The sequence below is a fragment of the Psychrobacter sp. 1Y1 genome (assembly GCF_051847395.2).
Lineage (GTDB): Bacteria > Pseudomonadota > Gammaproteobacteria > Pseudomonadales > Moraxellaceae > Psychrobacter.
In genome coordinates this window covers 2,781,083-2,798,661 of sequence record NZ_JBPYDF020000001.1, presented here as the reverse complement: position 1 = coordinate 2,798,661, position 17,579 = coordinate 2,781,083, and the positions used below count along the sequence as shown (strand labels likewise).

Below are 17,579 nucleotides of genomic sequence, written 5' to 3'. Positions count from 1 at the left end.
TCATGTCATTATTTGAATCAATTACTCAGTCAGAACCGACCAAAAAAATGACCATGGATGAACCTGTTGAGTCTTTGTTTAACACAACAGCGAGCAAACTGGTTGGTAAGCCAATTAACCGTGTTGACGGCTCGCTAAAGGTTAGTGGTCAAGCGAAATACAGTGCCGAAATACACTTGGACAATCAAGCCTATGGTGTATTGGTAGGCGCGACCATTGCTAAAGGTCAAGTTGAGAGTATCGATAGTGACTCTCTAAAAGGCATTCCTAATATTATTAAAGTAGTGACCGATCCTGAGCACTTTTTGCGTAACTCTCAACAAGGGACAAAAACTAAAGCACCCAAGCAAGGGGTTAGCGAGATTTTTTATCATGGTCAGCCTATTGCTGTCGTGGTTGCTGAGACTTTTGAGGCGGCAAGAGAAGGCGCTAAAGCGCTGAAAGTGACTTATAAGGATGAGACTGACCAAGCGGCATTAAACTTTACTCAAGAGCTCTCTAACGCACATGCGGTAGATGAAGAAAAAGGCTCTGATAAAAATAATGTCCAAGGCGATCCAGACCAAGGCTTAGCTGATGCGGCAGTGACCGTTGATCGCTTTTATCATACCCCAAGTCAAAGCAACTCTCCGATGGAGCCCCATACAACGTTGGCTCATTGGGAAGGCGATAAGCTCGTTCTGTATACTTCCAATCAGATGATCGCTTCTTGCAAACAGCAAGTCATGGATGCTCTGGACCTAAATAAAGATCAAGTACAACTGATCGCACACTATGTGGGTGGTGGGTTCGGTAGTAAGCTCGGTATTGCTCCTGAATCTATTGCAGCGGCGATTGCTGCGAAAGATCTGGGTCGTCCTGTGCTAATCACTATGACGCGTTCACAAGTGATGGAAGCAACGGTCAGACGCTCAAACACGCGTCAGCGTATTGCAATTGGCTGCGACAAGGATGGCGTTATCGATACGTTGATTCACGATACTATTTCTAGCAATTTGCCAGACGAGGCGTTCTTTGAGCCAACTGCCTTGTCTACGCACTATCTATACAGTGGTAAAAACCGCCGTGTAAATTATGAAATGGTCGATATGAACCAAGTGTTATCAGGCTCGATGCGTGCACCTGGCGAAGCGGTCGGTATGATTGCCGTTGAATGTGCAATGGATGAATTGGCTGCGCAGTTAGACCTTGATCCTATAGAGCTGCGCCGCCGTAATGAACCCGACAAAGACCCTAGCAAAGACATTCCATTTTCGACGCGCCAGCTAATTGCCTGTATGGAGCAAGGTGCTGAGCAGTTTGGTTGGAGTCAGCGTAACACAAAGCCTGCTAGTCAATTAGAAGGCGATTGGTGGATAGGCACAGGCATGGCTGCGGCCGCACGTGGTAACCAGTTACAGTCTTCTGAAGCGCGCGCAACTTTGCAAATCGATAAGTCAAAAGCGCTCGGTGTCAAAGCGGTTATTGAGACAGATATGACAGATATTGGTACAGGGTCTTATACAGTGTTTTCTCAGGTAGCTGCAGATTTATTAGGACTACCTATTGACCATATCGAGATGAAGTTAGGCGATAGTGCCTTACCACCTGCATCTGGTTCTGGTGGTAGTTGGGGCGCAGCGAGTGCAGGTAGTGGTGTATACCTTGCTTGTGAGCAGTTGCGTGAGATGCTAGCAGAAAAAGTCGGTCTATACCCTGATATGATTCAGCTAGATAATGGTCAAATTAAGCAAGCAGGCAAGCACGATCTGACTGCGGTAGAGGCAGCCAAAGAGAACGGTCAAGCGTTCGCTGAGAGCACTATTGATAAAATATCTGAAAATACAGGAGTTTCGTTTTCAGAGAATGTATTAGAAGAACAGTTAGAATCGGAAAAATATGATTTTGACAATACAGAATCATATGCGCTTGCTGACGTGATCGCAGGCTATGAGGAGCAAAAAGTCAGTGCTAAAGGACAGATAAAGCCAGGTAAAAATGGTAAAAAGTATCGTCAATCTTCTTTCGGTGCAAACTTCGCTGAAGTAGCCGTACATAAAGTCACTGGTGAAATTCGAGTAAAACGTATGACGGGTGCATTTGCCGCAGGTCGTATTCTTAATCATAAAACAGCGACTTCGCAATGCTATGGCGGTATGGTATTTGGTATTGGTTCAGCGTTGATGGAAGAGGTCATCCATGATAAACGTGACGGACGCCTGTGTAACCATGACCTCGCTGAGTACCATGTGCCAGTTAATGCTGATGTACCACAGTTAGATGTGATATTGGTCGAAGAGGATGACCCTTATACCAACCCGATGCATATTAAAGGTATTGGTGAGACGGCTATTGCCGGTGCTGCTGCCGCGATTGCTAACGCTGTATACAATGCCGTTGGTGTGCGTGTTTATGATTTTCCGATTACGCTTGATAAATTGCTTTACGAGATGCCAGAGTAATTTTTTGAGCCATATGTACGACAGGAACCCGCTTAATGAGCGGGTTTTTATAACTCAATCAGCAGTATATTTCGTCATTATCAAGAAAATAACTACCAAATAAGAGGCGTTATGAATCAGGTCGCTGACATTCTTAAGCTGGCAATCAAAGCTAAGCAACAAGGTATTGATGCTGTATTGGCAACGGTTGTACGTACTGAAGGCTCAGCATATCGCCGTGCTGGCGCGATGATGCTTATCTGTGAGGATGGTCGCTCAGTTGGGATGATTAGTGGTGGCTGCTTGGAGCCGCATATTATCAAACGTGCCTTTTGGCTTACTCGTAACGGTGCCAATGTGCAAGTCTATCAAACGGGTGATGACATTCAATATGCTGACGATGGCCAAGCGCAAGCAGGCGTGAAGCGAACTAACTCTGATATATATGATGGGTCGGATGACGGTTTAGATAGCAATTTAAATAGCGGCTTAGATGGCGGTTTAGATGAAGCAGACTTTGATGAGCTAAATTTTGGATTGGGCTGTAATGGGCGAGTGCATGTATTATTTGAGCGACTAACGACAGCAACGCCATTGCTAGAGACAATCCGTAATGTTCGACGTACTCAGCAGCCGATTACTGTAGCGACTTTAATTCGTGCTAACGACTATCAGCATCAAGATTCCATATCGCAGAACAGTGACAGTTTGCGAACTGGGATGAGGATTAATTTAGATGAACATCGCAGTTTGGGAAGCGTTTCTGCACTAGGGAAAACAGCTCTTTCAAGCATACTTGCCAATACTGTAGAAGAATTAGCAGAATATAAGCTGTCTGATAAAAATGCCGAATATGTGACGGTGGAAAACGGCGAGGTCACAACAGAGTGGCTTGTACAACGCCTGCAACCACAATTGCGTCTATTGATTTGCGGGGCAGGTAATGACGTGATGCCACTGGTGACCATGGCTAAACTACAAGATTGGTATGTGACAGTTATAGATAGCCGCGCGCAATATGCGACGCGTATGCGGTTTCCTCAAGCAGACGCTGTGATGTCGCTATCTTTAGATGACAGTGAGACTTTGCTTAAGCTCAGTAACAACGCAGCAGTTGCTCTGATGTCACACAGCTTGAGTCAAGATCGCGCTCGCTTAGCGACATTACTAAAGCATTCAAATAATTATAAATACTTAGGACAATTAGGGCCGCGCTATCGTACCGAACGCTTGATTAATGAGATTAGAGTGAACCTTAGCAATCCTGCTATGTTAGAAGCGGGCATTCATAAATTACATTATCCGATTGGTTATAAGCTGGGCGGAGATGGCCCTGAGGCACTTGCGCTCGGTATCATGGCAGAGATTAATGCGGTCATGCACGATCAAAACGCTCCAGTAAATGGTTCACATAGTAATCTCTCAAATATCACAGCGGTGAGTAGTAATACAGATGCCAATACTGTCCAGAGTGGCGTATGAGCAAGCGTGCATTTACAGAAGGTGCTGAACATACAAAAAGTACTGAACAGCAGAGCCAAAACCATGCGGTCATCATCTTGGCAAGTGGCCTCAGTCAGCGTCTCGGTCAACCCAAGCAGCTACTCGTTAAGAATGGCGAGCCGTTAATTACTTATATGACTCGACTGGCAATAATTACCAATCCGCAAATTATTGCCATTGTCATTCCTGATAATCATCATTTGATTACTAGTATGATGACAGAGTTGGCCAATCAATATCTAACGGTTCAAATAGTGGTGAACTCACAAGCTGATACTGGTATGGCGCACAGTTTGAGTCTGGGCATTGGAAAAATTGCTGCTCTTGAATCGACTTCGATCGATCGAGTGCTAATCATGGGAGTAGATCAAGTATTATTAGATGAGCCACATTTAACCGCTTTGCTAGCGGACAAGCAGACGGTAGTGGCCAGTCATTATCACAGTTGGCAACGTTTAGAAAAACATCAAAATCGAGATCAAAAGGTATCTGATATCATAGGTCTACCTTTAGCAATTAATTATAAACTGCTTAGACAGTGGCAGTCAGAATTGACAGGCGATAAAGGGCTTCGTCACCTAATTAGAGGGTTGCCCGCTGATCAAATAGGTGAGGTCGATAATGACCAACTTAGCTACGATATTGATACGCCCGAGCAGCTAGCATTTGCTAGAAGACAGGATTGGCTTGATAGCTAACCTGATTAATTTATTTTGAACAGTATTCATTTTGAACAACGAAATGCGAGAGAATAAAATTATAAATACGATAGAAACCGAACGACTGTATCTCAGACAGTGGCAAGCGAGCGACTTTGCGCCATTCGCTGAGATGAACGCTAACCCTAAAGTAATGGCATACTTTCCTAAGTTATTGACTACTTCCATGAGTAATACTATCGCCAAAAAATGCCAGTCGCTAATTGATGATAATGGGTGGGGTTTTTGGGCGGTGAGTCTAAAAGAGACAGATGCTTTTATCGGTATGGTTGGGTTAAATCATGCACATGCCGATATGCCGATTTCTCCAGCTGTCGAGATTGCTTGGCGACTGCATAACGATTATTGGGGATTAGGGTATGCGACTGAGGCCGCGCAAGCTGCTTTACGTTTTGCTTTTGATATTTTAGAACTTAGCGACGTGGTTGCCTTTACTGCGGTTATCAATAAGCGCTCACAATTGGTTATGGAGCGCCTTGGTATGACCAATACACAGGAGGATTTTTTTCACCCTATGCTTGAGTCTAATCATCGGCTCGCTGAGCATGTGCTGTACAAAATCACTCGGCAGCAGTGGCAGGATACGGTGCTCACTTAGCTGCATTGATGGCTGTCTTTTACTCTGTTTGGCTACTATTATCACGCGAAAACGTCAGAATATGTCCCTTAAACGGTAAGTCTAGATAAGTCGTATTTTCAGGTTTGACATGCTTACTACTAAAGCCAAACTCAGTCATCTTGTTGGTTAACTTGTTTTTGCGACCGCGACCAGGATCGACCACGATGACCTCGCAAGTCGGCATAGCATGACGGTCAATGAACTCAGCCAATATATCAATGTGTTGGTCTTCATATAGCAAGTCACTGCCGATAATCATATCAAATTTACCAAGATGGCTATTGTCTTCTGCCCAATCTAAACGCTCAAAATTAATCTCTTTATTATTATTCAGCGTGGTATTTCTATCAAGGAAATACTCAACCGTTGGATGATAGTCAGTCGCTGTGATGTCCGCATGTCTATGATTCAGTAGCAGACTAGAGAGCGCCATACCGCAGCCAACTTCCAAGATACGTTTGCCTGCAATATCGTAATCGAGCATATGATTGGCCAGCACCAAGCTTGACGGCCATATCACCCCAAACATCGGCCAAGAAGCGGAGCAAATGCCAAGTTTTAACGCTTCGTCATCAGGGTCACTAAATTGTTGATTGTCACGCAAAGTACAAATATGAATGTCGGTATTGCCAATTTCAATCGTTTGATAACGCACGCGCACAGTGGTCAGCGAAGTCATAAACTGTCCTAAAAAATAAGCAAGAATGCAAGGTTTGGCAGGGGTTGCCGATTTCGGTAGGGTACAACGTTGGAAAAGATAATTAAAGTATTGGAAGCTGTATAGACGTATGAACGGTTAGAGATTTGTGGCAACTTAAGTCGTGGCAAGAAAATACTTAAGTATGTGAGGAGAGTATGACCTAAATTCTGACAAGTTATTGTTAATTCTGAAAGTATTGTTATTGCTGCGTAGAATTGGCTGATATCAGGGAGTGATATAGATAAAAATGGTACGAAAAGTTTCATATAAGCATAAGTATTGCGCTTAATTTGAGCTAAGCGCACTGCTTATGCTTGCGTAAAAGATTGAGCTTGAGCATCAAATCAGTCGATACAGTGGAATCAACTAAGTGAGTTAAATCAGTTAAGCAACCTCCTTAGTTAAGAAATCTCAATCCAGACGTTTTAAGGGCCCATACCAGCTCTACAAAAGCACGACTGTTGGTCAGAGGTTCACCATCGATGATGAGGACGTAGCCTGCGTTATCTATCCATAAAAATACAAAGCTGGTCTCAGGAATGAGTAGGTCGACCTGCTGAAAAAACGAGATGGCTTGGCTTTCTACCGCCCAACCACGTTGCTTTTGGCGGAGCATAAAGCCTGAAAAATCAGCGGCGGCGACACTGAGCATGTCCGCTTCTTCTTGACTATAGCCAACTCGTGCCAAACAAAACCCTTCATCAGAGCCGATCGCGGCTCGGCGTTTACCAGATAAGCTCGCTACGACATAAGGCAAAAACTGGTCCAATGGCAAGTTAGGCGCTGGTAAAAATAGTGACAGTTTTTCAATCCAGCCTTGTTCTATAAAACTCTGTAGCCAGTCATCAGAATAACGCTGAAGCCAGTCAGCAGCGAGCAGTGTCTGATCATAAGACAGTAAATTCTGTAATGCTAGCTGCTCATCAGTCGGTTCGTTCTGTGAAAACGCCTCAAAAATACCAGCTGGCGTCAGGGTAAGATAGGTTTTATCAGCATTTAAGTAAGAGGACATAGTAACTACCATTATGATAAAAGTGATTAATAGGTGACAAATTAGGCTTTCATATCGTTGAGTTCAAATAATTTCGATACAAGGAAACCGAGCGTAAGTTATACATTAATATGCTTAGCGAGGATGACGATGTAGCGGATTTATATGGATTTGACTATAGTTTGATCGAGATGTTGTTGGCAGTTGTCCCAACGTGCATCGAACTGCCAATCACTTCTACCCAAGCGAAACCATACCAGCGAAAATGCGAGACGATCATTGCGCGCAGTACAATGGGCAAAAAACTCATTTTCGATTTGCTCAATCGTACCCCAGTCTTCGTCCTCACGCGCTTGCATCAGCTCAGTGGTGATATCTTTAGCGATTTCTCGGGCATCGTCGCTGCTGATACGCAGCCGTTGCTTTTGCTCATTGAGAGAAGGGGATATCAGCACACTCCAACGAGTGGCCAACATACTATTGCGCTGGATGTATCTTTTCTTATCAATGCAATCGCGAAAGCCTTGCTGGACATGAGGATACAAACGATCTTTGATACGAGTAAATAGGTTGTTTACATCATATGGGATATCAAACCAGCACCCATAAAAAAAGTCCGCTACAGCGCCTTGTAACGGCTCTTTCTCCGTCAACAGTAACGCTGCATTGATACGCTGCTCATGAAAGTGACGGTTGTTAGGAGCTAAAAATACTTTACGAGAGTAAAACCGAAATACTCGATGCGCGACTCTTTCATTTTCTTTGATAAGGTCTGAATCAGACATAATAATACCCTCCTGTCATCGCTATTATTACGACGGTGCTTGTTTCAATGATAATGATGTTGTAAAACAAACGATGACTTCATCTCGCAAAATAGCGCTTGATATCAATATAATGATTGAGCGACTAATCCAATAATGTCTGCATCAAATCAATCATAAATTCGGCATCTTCTTCGCTCATTGGCTCAAACCCTTGAGGCATGCCAAGCTCAGCCAAGGCCTCTTTACCATCTGCATCGTTGTGCAAATTCAGGATGGCTTCTAGGAAGATTTGTGCATCGGGAAAGTCTTCTTTGACTAGTAACACATGACTGATATCAGCCAAGTCACTTTCGATAAGTACTGACAGCTGAGTCTTGGTCAAGCGTGAAAAGCTATGAAATATCTCTGCCAAAAAAAATGCGACTTGGGCCTCACCTTTGATGACTTTTCGGGCAGCTGCTTGATAGGTCTCAGTGATATCCCAGTTGAGGTCAGATTCTTCTATATCGACAGCTTCGAGCAAACGCAAACCGATCAGCTTGACGTCTCGATTGTCTGCCATCGCAACGGTTGCGCCTTTATGGATATCTTCTAAGTGATTGATGTCGCTATTGGCCGCCGCGGCAATGACCATCTCATCAGATTTGCCAATGGGACGTGCAACTGCACGGTAGCCTTGCTCACGGATGAGGGCAGCGGCATCAAAAGGGTTGGCGTAGATAATTTGAATATCACCTGCCTCAATCAAGGTCTCTTGCTCAGCATGTGAGGCTGGGATATTGAGGTGCATGTTTAGGTTGGCACGCTTTTGTATCAAAGTGTTGAACATGTGCCAGCCTGCAAAGCGATCAGGCGAAAAATCAGGGGCGATTAACATATTGTGTGTCGTCATGACTTAGCCTTCCTCATCTTGTTTCATTTGGGCATATTGAGTCATCGCCGCTTCAATTTTGCTGCGTGATGGTTTGCGTCGTACCGAGGTGTAGCCGACGGTTTCGCCGCGACGCACGTTAGGCACCACAGTGGCATAGACCCAATAATGACTGCCGTCTTTGCATAAGTTTTTGACATAGCCATGCCATTTTTGTCCAGACTCAGCAGTATTCCATAAGTCTTTATAGGCAGCTTTTGGCATATCAGGATGACGCAAAATATAGTGCTGTTGGCCAATCAATTCATCTACATGATAGCCACTGATTTCGACAAAGGCGTCGTTGACGTGAGTGATGATACCGTCGAGATTGGTACGCGAGACAATCAGTTTGCCATCTGGGTAGGGGCGCTCTATACCAGTATCATAGACAGTCCGTGACGTGCCATCATGATAAGTCATCGTGATTTGCTCAGCAGGCATATCGGGTTTGTGTGCATCAGGGATTGGAGAACCCATGGTCATCTCCTTCGTTGATCGTTATATCGTCAATCCTCTATAAATTGAACACGGTGTCAGCCTTGCTTAGTCTACTACTTGTAGTACTCTCACTCGGCTTTCTTGTATTAAAATTATATTGAACCGACTATGTTTATAGTGATTAAAAAGCTAATAAGTTCGATAAGCAGTCGCCAATCAAATGAGCTTTGCCAATGCTTCTGAAGCACGCTTAATATCTAGGAATATCAAGCCAAGCTTGGCGTTGGGTTTTGCCATGATGGTAAGTACGGCTTCATCGCCTGATGAGGTCATGATGACATAGCCTTTCTCGCCTTGAATCATAATACGATCGATACTACCGCGTGCCAACTCGCGGCCTGCACGGTCACCTAATGATAATAATGCTGCTGACATAGCACCCACACGATCTTCATCCACGCCGGTTGGTAGAGCTGAAGCAATCATAAGACCATCGTTAGAGATTAGCGCAGATGCTTCAACATCTGCTGATGAACTGTTTAAGTCTTCCAATATCTGCTGAAATGAATCTGTACGCATATCGCTTTCTCTGTACTGGTGATTGGTTTTTTATTTATGAACTAATGAAGTTAGTCAAAAATATCCTTGTTTAAAGAAAGGTATTATAAATCCTTACTAATAATATTGATATACATTTGCCCAATTAAAAGTAAATTTTTTGGACTTTTATGCCTTTTGTCATCAAATCATTACCCTTTATCTTTATTTTTTCGAGGAAAATGGTAGTTTTTTATTATGTCTAGTCGATGAGCGGTTGAAGACCTAGCAAGATCCTTGGTATTTTTTTGAATAGAGGTATTCTTTGTAACTATAGATTAATGTCCGCCATTGCTATCAAACGGAGCCGCTGAAATTTAGCTAACAAAAATCGCTTATAGATTCTTATGATGAAGATATTTACTAGACTTATAAGTCTCAAAAATGATATACAGTCATGAGGGGATAAATGTTGATACTTCTAAATGCGTTATAAAAATACAAATTGAGTCAGCTTTTTTGATCCTATCAGTCTCTATACATAATCTTGTATAGGGGCGATTTCAGTTTTACATCAACGTTTATAATCCTTTCGTTTACTCAATATATTGTAGCGTCGATGTAAATAATTACTATCACCAGTTTTATCCTAAGGAAGAAATACATGAGCATCAGTGAAGCCATCCAAAAAGTCGAAGCACGTTATGCCCATCAGCCAGAGTTTATTCAAGCAGTAAAAGAGGTGGCAATTACGATTCAACCTTTATACGATGCGCATCCTGAATATAGTACGTTAAAGGTATTCGAGCGTTTGGTAGAGCCTGATCGGGTATTTGGCTTTCGTATCAATTGGGAAGATGATCAAGGCGTGGTACAAGTCAATCGTGGTTGGCGTGTGCAGTTTTGCAATGCTCTAGGCCCTTACAAAGGCGGTCTTAGATTCCATCCTACCGTCAATCAATCCGTATTGAAGTTCTTAGGCTTTGAGCAAATCTTTAAAAATGCCTTAACTGGCTTGCCTATTGGTGGCGGTAAAGGTGGGTCAGATTTTGATCCTAAAGGTAAAACAGACAGCGAGATACGTCGTTTTTGCTATGCCTTTATGCGTGAGCTACATCATTACGTGAGCAAAGACATGGATGTGCCTGCTGGTGACATCGGCGTCGGTGGTCGAGAAGTTAGCTATATGTTTGCGATGTATAAGAATTTAACGCGTGAATCAACAGGGGTTATCACTGGCAAAGGCGTGGGCTTTGGTGGCAGCTTGATGCGTACAGAGGCGACTGGCTACGGTGCAGTCTACTTCTTAGAAAATATGCTCATCGCTCAGAACGATAAGCTTCAAGGCAAAAAGGTGCTGATATCAGGAGCAGGTAATGTCTCATTACATGCTGCCGAAAAAGTGAATGCGCTAGGTGGTATGGCAATAACTGTCTCTGATTCACAAGGGACGTTGCATGATGAAAATGGTCTCAATCAAGAAAAAATTGATTGGCTCAAAAAACAAAAGCAGCAAAACAAGCCTTTAGCAGAGTATGTTGATGTTTATGGTGGCGAGTGGCTTGCCAAACAGAAACCGTGGCAGTTTGAAGCTGATATTGCGATTCCATGCGCTACTCAAAATGAAGTCAATGAAGCTGATGCCAAATTGTTGGTCGAAAATGGCGTGAAGTATGTGGTGGAAGGCGCTAATATGCCACTCACTGCGGAAGCAATTGATTATATCCGTTTGCACCGTGTTCATTATGCACCTGGTAAAGCTGCTAATGCGGGCGGGGTTGCGGTATCTGCGCTTGAAATGTCGCAAAACTCTGTCCGTCAATATCAAACCTTTGAGCAAGTCGATGAGCGTCTAAAAGGTATTATGAAAGATATCCACGACAGTGCTGCGAATGCTTCAGAACAATATGGTCAAACTGACAATGGTTATGTCGATTATATGGCTGGTGCCAATATGGTTGGCTTCAAACGTGTGGCTGATGCGTTGGTCGCTTTTGGTATTTTGAACTAGTCTTACTTCTAAGGGTTAAACATGCTCTAGGGCGTGTCTTCATTTCAAAAATGGTGATAAAAATGAGATAAATTGCCGTCAAACAAGAAAAATAGCGCAGATAATATCGGGATATTAACCAGCTATTTGACGATGTTTGGCAAGATTTAGCCATTTTTAGCCCATTTAGATGACTATCGAGTGAATTGAAGACACGCCCTAGTAGCTTGTTAATATGGACAAATAGCAAAGCCCCAATCATTGAATGGTTGGGGCTTTTTAATTGAGATAAACAAAGGTAGATTGATTATATTGTGTCGCGCCATTGTCCTTGAACCATGATGCCTTGGATGGGATTTAGCCCCATCTGATAGGCCAAGTCAGCAGGACGAGCGATATTCCATAGCGCTAAATCGGCATCACAGCCGACTTCTATTTTTCCTTTATTAGGTAGATCCAATGCTTGTGCTGCGTGAACAGTAACTCCTGCCAAAACCTCTTCAGTGGTTAAGTAAAATAGCGTACAGCCCATATTCATCGTCAATAACAGCGACGTCAACGGTGAGGTGCCGGGGTTACAATCAGTTGAAATTGCCATAGGGACGTGATGCTTGCGCAAAGCTTCAGTCGGTGGCAACTTAGTGTCACGTAACGTATAAAACGCCCCTGGTAATATCACGGCAACCGTATTGCTCACGGCCATTTTTTTGATGTCTGCTTCTGACAAATGCTCTAGATGATCGCTCGATAGTCCTTTATATTCAGCAACTAAGGCACTACCACCTATATCAGACAGCTGCTCAGAGTGCAGTTTGACTGGTAGATTTAATGAGCGAGCCACTTCAAAGACTCGTCTGATTTGCTCTGTGCTAAAGGCGATGTTTTCACAGAAACCGTCGACCGCATCGACTAAACCTTCTGAGTGTAGAATAGGTAGCCATTCGCAAACTTGCTCAATATAGTCGTCCGCATGGTCTTTGTACTCAGTGGGTAGGGCATGCGCTGCTAGGTAAGTGGTACTTACATGGATGTCGTATTTGTTTCCCAGTTGACGAGCGACCGTGAGCATTTTGCGTTCAGTGTCCAAGTCCAAGCCATAACCTGACTTGATTTCGATACTGGTGACACCTTCTTTCATAAGTGCGATTAAGCGTTTTTCACTTTGGGCAAATAGCGATTCAATACTGGCGGCGCGGGTAGCACTGACCGTCGCGACAATACCGCCGCCTTGTGCAGCAATATCTTGATAACTAACGCCCTGCAATCGCGCTTCGAACTCATTGCTGCGGTTGCCGCCATAGACAATATGCGTATGACAGTCGATAAGCCCTGGGGTTATCCATTTACCATCTACATCTGTGATTTGGCTAGCTTGATATTTAGGCAAGTGAGCAGTGATTTGATCCTGTGTACCAACCCAAGCGACTTTGCCACTTTTAATACCGATAGCCGCGTTTAGTAGCTGTCCGTATGGGATGCTATCAGCGTGTTCATCTCCATCATCACTTGTCTCAATATCAAATCCGTATTGCGCTGAAAAGGTGGCGATATTGGCATTAATAATAACGTGATCAAAAGATGTCGTAGTAGATTTGTCGAGCGTCTGTTCTGTAGGGCTTTTCAATACAGAATTCTTTGATTCATTCATAATATGCTCCTGATTTTTGTGAAGTCGGTGATCTTTGTTGGCAAGATCTAAGCGCTAAGTAAGTGCTGCTCTATAATAGTGGCTAGTAAGCGCGCAGCAACTTTGCAGCTACGACTATCAACGTCAAAAGCAGGGTTAATCTCAGCAATGTCTGCCATTTTTACTTTGCCTGATGCCATGATGGTTTTGACCATACGCTCAACGAAACCCAGCTCAATACCAAAGGCGGCAGGTGCGCTCACACCTGGAACGACACTGGCAGGTAAGCAGTCCATATCGATGGTTAAATACACGATATCGACTTGATTCACAAAGCTTTTGACCCGCTCAGCAAGTGTATCCCAAGGCTGATAATGACAGTCTTCATCACTAATGACCTGTACGCCCAATTGCTCGGCACGATCGAAAAGCGCCGCCGTGTTAGAAAAGCGACTGACGCCAATACAGCAATAATGAAAGGGCTGGCTATGTGCATCAAGGTGCTCGGCAATTTGGCGAAACGGTGTCCCAGAAGTTGCGACATCCGACTGACGAATATCAAGGTGGGCATCGAAATTAATAATTCCGATAGTAAGCGCTGTGTTTGTGCTGGCATTTGTTTCGTTGGTATTTTCTAAGGCCTGCCATAATCCTAAAAAACTTCCATAAGCAATGGCATGACCACCGCCAAGCCCGATGGGTAGGCCACCTTGCTTGACGATTGTACACACTGTATCAGCATATTTAATCTGAGCCTGCTCAAGTAAGCTCTCGGCAAAGCCATCATTATCATCACAATGAATGTCGCCAGCATCACCCAACAAGGTTGGTAATTGACCATCAAAACGTTGTTGTAAGTCAGCGATGACTGGCAGCGTAGCAAAAGCTCGACGAATCAATGGTGGGGCAGCTCTAGCACCTACGCGACCTTGATTGCGTCTGACCCCTTGGTCACATGCAAAGCCAATTAGCCCAATATTTTGATCCTCGTAGGGCTGAGCAAGCTGATACCAATAGCGGGCACGTGCAGTCTCGAATAGCTCTGCACGTCCTGTCCACTTGGTCATATCAGCAGGTGTATGGCTAATGCTTGTAGTCGTTGCTGCTGTTCTCGCTATTGTCATCGCTGCTCTCCGCACATTAATATTTATTTAGACTCGTACCAATCGCTGCGTAGTGACTGCCAATGTTCAGCAAGCGTACCGTTTAATACCAATTGCTTAGCTGCTTCGATATCAGGAGCGAGGTAGCGATCTTTATCATAGAAAGTCACTTTTTCACGTAGTTTCTGATGTGCTACAGTCAGTGGCTCTGACGTATCTAGTCCGCGATGGAAGTCGATGCCTTGACCAGCAGCCAGAAGTTCAATACCAATAATGGTAGCAGTATTTTGCGCCATCTCGTATAGGCGGCGTGCGCAATAGGTCGCCATTGAGACATGGTCTTCTTGGTTGGCAGAGGTCGGGATACTATCGACGCTACCAGGGTGGGCGATAGATTTGTTTTCTGACGCCAGTGCTGCGGCGGTCACATGAGCAATCATGAAGCCTGAGTTCACCCCAGCATTATCCACTAAGAATGGCGGTAAGCCACCAGACAGAGTTGCATCGATCAGCAGGGCCACACGACGCTCAGACATCGAGCCAATCTCAGCGATAGCCAACGCTAAAATATCCGCGGCAAAGGCGACAGGCTCAGCATGGAAGTTACCACCTGATATGGCGACAGGACCATCTTCGTTATTAAAGATAAGTGGATTGTCAGTTACTGCATTGGATTCAATTAATAAGGTTTTACCTGCTTGGTTGATGATATCAAGGCAGGCACCCATGACCTGCGGCTGACAGCGTAGGCAGTAAGGGTCTTGAACTCTATCGTCTTGCTCACCGTCATGTGAGGCACGAATAGCACTGCCTTTGATTAGCTGACGGTGTGCTTTGGCGATTTCGATTTGACCATGATGGCCACGTACTTCGTGAATACGGGCATCAAATGGTGAGTCCGAGCCTTTTGCCGCATCAATTGATAGTGAGCCGACAATGGTCGCAGTCTCAAGCAAATCACGCGCCAAGAAATAACCACGTAATGCCAATGCGGTTGATACTTGCGTACCGTTGATCAGTGCAAGGCCTTCTTTAGCTGCAAGAGTAATTGGCTCAAGTCCATGCTGGGCTAGCGCGTTTGCTGCAGGCACTTTTTTACCAGCGACAAACACATCACCTTCACCCATCATCGCAAGCGTCATATGTGATAATGGCGCTAAGTCACCAGATGCGCCAACTGAACCTTTGGCTGGGATATTGGGTGTGATTTGATTATTGATTAAGGCAAGTAAACTATCAACTACCTCGCGGCGTACACCAGAGACGCCTTGCGCCAGACTGGCAATTTTCATCACCATAATCAGTCGTACCACGCCTGCAGGGAGAGCTTCACCCGTGCCCACTGAGTGAGAAACGATCAGGTTACGCTGAAGTAGCTCAAGCTGATCATCACTGATACGTGTCTTAGCAAGTAGGCCAAAACCAGTGTTGATACCATAAGCGCTTTTGTCTCGCGCAATGATGGTACGTACATCTTCGTGCGAGGCATCTATCGCCTCATAAGCGCTCTCAGGTAGTGTCAATATGACAGGCTGCTCGTAGATATCACGTAGCATCTCAAAGCTAAGCTGGCGAGGATGTAGGGTTAGTTGTTTGATATTGTTCATAGGGGTAATCCTAGTATTGTAAGTCATATAGTCATTCCACTATAAAGGTATTATAGCGTTAACCTCACTTGTAGTAGTACATATACATCTACACTCGGTTGCCTTGTACTACTTTTAAATTGCATCGACTATATGGGTTATATTATTTTTAATGCGTATCTTTATTAAAATGAAGTTGTTGAAAGGTTTTTAATCAGCAAAATATCTATTATTGAGTTTGAGTTTTTTAGCCAATCCAATTGAGGTGCATAGCTAGCTGTCCAAAGGCTGCAGCCAATAAAATACTGAGTACCACGCGCTCGAACCAAATGACGACCATTTTGCCAACAGAGATAGGAATCTCGGTGGCAAGCACGCATGGAATCATGGCTGAAAAGAACAGCACACTGCTAATGGAAATGACCCCTGCGACATAGCGTGTCAGAATATCTGCTTCACTCAATAACAGCGCTGGCAAGAACATTTCAGCCAATCCGGCTGACATACCTTTGGCAGCGACGAGCGGCTCTGGTAAGCCGCCAAGCCATGTAAAGGGATAAAGAAGCAAGCCCAACGCATCAAATACGGGCGTATATTTTGCCAATAGCAATCCAGTTAAGCCGACCGCGATGATAGATGGCACAATGGCGGCTGCCATCGTTAGACCGTCGCGAAAGTTAGACCATAAGATTTGTTTGAGGTCAGTGGCACGGCGCGAAGTAGACAAGCCTAAATCAAATGCTGCTGCTAACCGTGTACCACCTTTATGATCTAAAGCGGGACGTTCGACATGATCATCAAAGAGACTGATAGGTGGAATACGAGCTGTAATCGCAGTGACAATAAAGGTAATTACTAGCGTAGACCAAAAGAACACGTTCCAAAATTCCATTAGACCAAGCGTTTTGGCAACAATCACCATAAACGCCGCTGATACAGTCGAAAACCCAGTCGCAATGATAATAGCTTCACGCGCTGAGTATTGCTTTTGCAAGTACACTCGATTGGTGATGAGCAAGCCAATAGAGTAGCTACCGACAAAGGAAGCAACGGCATCAATCGCTGATGAACCTGGTGTTTTCCAAATAGGTTTCATAATTGGCTGCATGAGCACACCAACCATTTCTAGTAAGCCAAAGCCAACCAAGAAGGCCAATATTAGTGCCCCAAGCGGTACAATCATGCCGACTGGTAAGGCCAGTTTTTCAAACAGAAACGGCAGCATGTCCTTTTCCATCATAAAGGTAGGCGCTATGTCAGCCACATACATCACTGCCAACATCAGACCGATGATCTTGAAAGTCGTCATAATCATATGGGTGATATTTTTGCGCCATGAGCCATCGATAAATGGCTTACTCACGCCATAGAGCATGAGTAAAAATAATAGCGTCACGGACAAGGTATGCTGTTGAGTGACTAGATAGGTTGCGCCATGATCGAACAAAATCGTGCTTTTCTCGCCAATGGTAAACGGCACAAAAAACATCACCAAACCGATCGCACTGAATACGATAAGCTGTATTAAAGCAATAGGGGTTGATAGTAGTTTTTTCGATGATGTCGTTGTACTTTCATCGTTCAGACTAGATGTCGTATTTTGCTCAATCATATTATCCTCCTTGATAAGACGCCGATTATGTCCTTATACCCAGCTACAGCGTAT

General features: G+C 44.3%; 15 protein-coding genes. 5 read left to right on the top strand and 10 right to left on the bottom strand.

Annotation, left to right across the window (positions count from 1 at the left end):
- Nucleotides 1-2 precede the first annotated feature (2 nt).
- The 4 genes from ACS8FA_RS25695 (at nucleotide 3) to ACS8FA_RS25680 (ending at nucleotide 5,240) form a co-directional block, all read left to right on the top strand.
- The gene (locus tag ACS8FA_RS25695) at nucleotides 3-2,441 is read left to right on the top strand and encodes a molybdopterin cofactor-binding domain-containing protein (RefSeq protein ID WP_439266236.1); all 2,439 of its coding nucleotides are present in this window, start codon (nucleotides 3-5) and stop codon (nucleotides 2,439-2,441) included.
- 111 nt (nucleotides 2,442-2,552) lie between these two features.
- Nucleotides 2,553-3,902, top strand: a complete 1,350-nt coding sequence (locus ACS8FA_RS25690) for an XdhC family protein (protein ID WP_439266235.1) — start codon at nucleotides 2,553-2,555, stop codon at nucleotides 3,900-3,902.
- Nucleotides 3,899-4,621, top strand: coding sequence for a nucleotidyltransferase family protein (locus ACS8FA_RS25685; protein WP_414559264.1), 723 nt, complete (start codon nucleotides 3,899-3,901; stop codon nucleotides 4,619-4,621). The genes ACS8FA_RS25690 and ACS8FA_RS25685 overlap by 4 nt, the downstream gene beginning before the upstream one ends.
- Before the next feature lie 43 nt (nucleotides 4,622-4,664).
- Nucleotides 4,665-5,240 (top strand): GNAT family N-acetyltransferase, encoded by a 576-nt coding sequence (locus tag ACS8FA_RS25680; protein ID WP_414559263.1) that lies wholly within the window; start codon nucleotides 4,665-4,667, stop codon nucleotides 5,238-5,240.
- Between the two features lie 19 nt (nucleotides 5,241-5,259).
- Here ACS8FA_RS25680 and ACS8FA_RS25675 read toward each other — a convergent pair whose 3' ends face one another.
- From ACS8FA_RS25675 to ACS8FA_RS25650, 6 genes are all read right to left on the bottom strand, one after another.
- Nucleotides 5,260-5,940 (bottom strand): class I SAM-dependent methyltransferase, encoded by a 681-nt coding sequence (locus ACS8FA_RS25675; RefSeq protein ID WP_201607575.1) that lies wholly within the window; start codon nucleotides 5,938-5,940, stop codon nucleotides 5,260-5,262.
- 418 nt (nucleotides 5,941-6,358) lie between these two features.
- Entirely contained in the window at nucleotides 6,359-6,973 is a 615-nt protein-coding gene (locus ACS8FA_RS25670) for a hypothetical protein (RefSeq protein ID WP_057761270.1), read from the bottom strand.
- A gap of 140 nt (nucleotides 6,974-7,113) precedes the next feature.
- Entirely contained in the window at nucleotides 7,114-7,737 is a 624-nt protein-coding gene (locus ACS8FA_RS25665; protein WP_102090408.1) for a hypothetical protein, read from the bottom strand.
- Between the two features lie 124 nt (nucleotides 7,738-7,861).
- Complete coding sequence (locus tag ACS8FA_RS25660) at nucleotides 7,862-8,611, bottom strand: PhnD/SsuA/transferrin family substrate-binding protein (protein ID WP_439266232.1); 750 nt, start codon at nucleotides 8,609-8,611, stop codon at nucleotides 7,862-7,864.
- A gap of 3 nt (nucleotides 8,612-8,614) precedes the next feature.
- Entirely contained in the window at nucleotides 8,615-9,109 is a 495-nt protein-coding gene (locus ACS8FA_RS25655) for a PAS domain-containing protein (protein WP_394124917.1), read from the bottom strand.
- A gap of 177 nt (nucleotides 9,110-9,286) precedes the next feature.
- Nucleotides 9,287-9,649, bottom strand: a complete 363-nt coding sequence (locus ACS8FA_RS25650) for a roadblock/LC7 domain-containing protein (RefSeq protein ID WP_010201036.1) — start codon at nucleotides 9,647-9,649, stop codon at nucleotides 9,287-9,289.
- Between the two features lie 622 nt (nucleotides 9,650-10,271).
- On the opposite strand from ACS8FA_RS25650, the gene gdhA reads away from it, so the two are divergent.
- Nucleotides 10,272-11,618: an NADP-specific glutamate dehydrogenase gene (gene gdhA, locus ACS8FA_RS25645; RefSeq protein WP_439266229.1), complete on the top strand. Its 1,347-nt coding sequence runs from the start codon at nucleotides 10,272-10,274 to the stop codon at nucleotides 11,616-11,618.
- A 286-nt stretch (nucleotides 11,619-11,904) separates the two neighbouring features.
- Here gdhA and hutI read toward each other — a convergent pair whose 3' ends face one another.
- The 4 genes from hutI to ACS8FA_RS25625 form a co-directional block, all read right to left on the bottom strand.
- Nucleotides 11,905-13,245: an imidazolonepropionase gene (gene hutI / locus ACS8FA_RS25640; RefSeq protein WP_439266227.1), complete on the bottom strand. Its 1,341-nt coding sequence runs from the start codon at nucleotides 13,243-13,245 to the stop codon at nucleotides 11,905-11,907.
- 47 nt (nucleotides 13,246-13,292) lie between these two features.
- Nucleotides 13,293-14,348: a formimidoylglutamase gene (hutG, locus tag ACS8FA_RS25635; protein ID WP_439266225.1), complete on the bottom strand. Its 1,056-nt coding sequence runs from the start codon at nucleotides 14,346-14,348 to the stop codon at nucleotides 13,293-13,295.
- 23 nt (nucleotides 14,349-14,371) lie between these two features.
- Nucleotides 14,372-15,934 carry a histidine ammonia-lyase gene (hutH, locus tag ACS8FA_RS25630; protein WP_439266223.1) on the bottom strand — a complete coding sequence of 521 codons (1,563 nt, stop codon included), beginning with the start codon at nucleotides 15,932-15,934 and terminating at the stop codon, nucleotides 14,372-14,374.
- A 226-nt stretch (nucleotides 15,935-16,160) separates the two neighbouring features.
- Nucleotides 16,161-17,525 carry a YjiH family protein gene (locus ACS8FA_RS25625; protein WP_439266221.1) on the bottom strand — a complete coding sequence of 455 codons (1,365 nt, stop codon included), beginning with the start codon at nucleotides 17,523-17,525 and terminating at the stop codon, nucleotides 16,161-16,163.
- Between the last annotated feature and the right edge of the window lie 54 nt (nucleotides 17,526-17,579).